Genomic DNA, 2,603 nt, shown 5'->3' on the forward strand with positions numbered 1-2,603 from the left:
ATTTCAATTCAGCCTGTGATGCTAAAAGAGTTAATCTATAATAAGGTGTTATCTATAAAGCAGCATTTAACTTCTTTAAGATAAAGTTAGTTTTAGTCATTTTTTGATATGAAAAAGCCCTTGCGATTTAAATATCCAAAGGGCTTTTTGGTGATTTTATTTGTTCTTTAGAAAAATTACTTTTGTGGAACAGAAAGACCATAGAAGAACATCGTAACGATATCTTTTATATGTTTTTCCCGATCTCCTTCAAGAAGTTGTGCTCCAAATTCATCACCTAATTTTGTAAACATTTGAATGTAAAGTAACATCATTTCTTTAGTAAGGTGTGGATTAATTTCGTTTTTGCGCTGAGCTCGTTCTAATATTTCTAAATACCAGGGTAGGATTTTTTCATTTTGATAACTATAAATAAACTTACGGAGTTCTTCGTCCCTTTGCATCATTTGTAGTAACATATCAGGTTGAAATAATCCGCCAGTATTCATTTTTCTTACAATCATTTTTTGCATCATATCATGAAAAGGTAATTTTTCTTCTGCAAGCTCTTTATAATATTGAAATTCAGATATGATAAATTCTTGTATAAGCTCCCTAAATAACGCATCTTTACTTCCGAAATGATTATAAATTGTAACTTGAGAAACGTTTGCTTCTTTTGCGATATGTTCTATTTTCACTTCATTAAATCCACGTTCTGAAAATAATAAGAATGCTGCTTCTTTAATGGCACGCTTTTTCTTTTCTTTTACTCTTTCAAAGCCGTTCAATGCAATCACCTCACTTAAAATATACAAGAAAAAATAATGGAAAACAATAATTTTGAAATATGGACTGATAAATATTTCAAAAAGTTGTTGCGAATATGAAAGATGAGGAGTACAATGATTTTGAAATATCACACATTAAATATTTCAAAAAATGAGGTGGAATTATGATTTCAGTTCAAGATGTCACAAAACAGTTTTCGAATGGAAAAGGTTTGTTTCATATTACATTTGATGTAAAAGAGGGAGAAGTATTTGGTTATTTAGGACCGAATGGTGCCGGAAAATCAACGACGATTCGTAATTTAATGGGATTTATAAAACCGACAGCTGGTAAAGCGACAATTTTTGGATTAGATTGTTGGAATGAAGCAGCGAAAATTCAAAGGGAAGTTGGTTATCTACCGGGTGAAATTTCTTTTATTGAAGGAATGAACGGATTAGAGTTTTTAAAATTAATGCAAGGAATGCGTGGATTAAAGGATACGAAAAGACGAGATGAACTGATAGAGCTTCTGCAATTTGATGTGAAAACACCGATTCGCAAAATGTCTAAAGGAATGAAGCAAAAAGTAGGGATAGTCGCTGCATTTATGCACGATCCAGAGGTGTTAATTTTAGATGAGCCAACATCTGGACTTGATCCACTTATGCAGCAAGTGTTTATAGATTTAATATTAGAGGAAAAGCAAAGAGGAAAAACAATTCTTATGTCTTCGCATATTTTCACTGAAATTGAGAGAACTTGTGACAGAGTAGCTATTATTAAAGATGGTCGACTCGTAACGGTTGAAAATATTCACGATTTACAAAGTATGAGAAGACAGGTGATAGATGTAACAGTATCATCACAAGAAGAGATTGAGTCTCTTACAAAGTGTAATTTGCAATTTGAAGCGGTAAAAGGCAGAGAGGCATCTATCATTGTACAAGGAAACTATCAAACTGTTTTACAAACACTTTCAAACTACAATGTAACGGCACTTCAAACGAGAGCGATGGATTTAGAACATTTATTTATGCATTATTACGATAAGAAAGAAGGGATAACGCATGAATAAGCAATTATTTTTAGCTAGTTTGAAAGAAACACAAAAAAGTATTTTGAGTTATGCGTCTGGTGCAGCTTTATATCTGTGGTTATTAATTTGGATATTCCCGTCAATGGTATCAGCAAAAGGGCTAAATGAATTAATAGGTGCCATGCCTGATAGTGTGAAAAAAATCGTTGGTATGGAAAGTCCGATTCAAAACGTAATGGATTTTCTAGCGGGCGAATACTATAGTCTATTGTTTATTATCATTTTAACAATTTTTTGCGTAACAGTTGCGACACATTTAATTGCTCGTCATGTAGATAAAGGAGCAATGGCATACTTGCTAGCAACGCCTGTATCTAGAGTACGAATCGCAATTACGCAAGCGGCTATTCTTATATTAGGACTACTGATTATTGTAGCGGTTACGTATGTAGCGGGTATAGTAGGTGCTGAATGGTTTTTAGAGGATAATAACTTAAATAAAGAATTATTTTTGAAGATAAATGTAGTCGGAGGGCTCATATTTTTAGTCGTTAGTGCCTATTCATTTTTCTTTTCTTGTATATGTAATGACGAAAGAAAAGCACTAAGTTATTCAGCGAGTTTAACTATCTTATTTTTCGTATTGGATATGGTAGGGAAGTTAAGTGATAAGTTAGAATGGATGAAAAACCTATCATTATTCACGCTGTTTCGTCCGAAAGAAATTGCTGAAGGATCATATAATATATGGCCGGTAAGTATAAGTTTAACTGCTGTAGCGCTTTGTATTTTTATCGTAGCGATTGTAGTATTT

Annotated in this window: 3 protein-coding genes and 1 pseudogene; 3 read left to right on the forward strand and 1 reads right to left on the reverse strand. The window is 32.8% G+C overall.

The genetic code is table 11. From position 1 onward, the window contains the following. A pseudogene (locus tag ABWK52_RS16985) lies at window positions 1-84 on the forward strand (DeoR family transcriptional regulator); the annotation flags it as partial. A 92-nt stretch (window positions 85-176) separates the two neighbouring features. Here the strand turns inward: ABWK52_RS16985 and ABWK52_RS16990 are convergent. After that, on the reverse strand, window positions 177-779 hold the full coding sequence (locus ABWK52_RS16990; RefSeq protein WP_002005560.1) for a TetR/AcrR family transcriptional regulator: 603 nt from the start codon (window positions 777-779) through the stop codon (window positions 177-179). A 155-nt stretch (window positions 780-934) separates the two neighbouring features. Here ABWK52_RS16990 and ABWK52_RS16995 point away from each other — a divergent pair, with 155 nt between their 5' ends. Together ABWK52_RS16995 and ABWK52_RS17000 are read left to right on the forward strand one after the other, a co-directional pair. Continuing rightward, window positions 935-1,828, forward strand: coding sequence for an ABC transporter ATP-binding protein (locus ABWK52_RS16995; protein ID WP_098542279.1), 894 nt, complete (start codon window positions 935-937; stop codon window positions 1,826-1,828). After that, on the forward strand, window positions 1,821-2,603 hold a 783-nt coding region (locus tag ABWK52_RS17000), incomplete at its 3' end, for an ABC transporter permease subunit (RefSeq protein WP_353772018.1). The genes ABWK52_RS16995 and ABWK52_RS17000, both read left to right, overlap by 8 nt.

Source organism: Bacillus sp. AP50 (assembly GCF_040492675.1).
GTDB classification, from domain to species: Bacteria; Bacillota; Bacilli; order Bacillales; family Bacillaceae_G; genus Bacillus_A; species Bacillus_A cereus.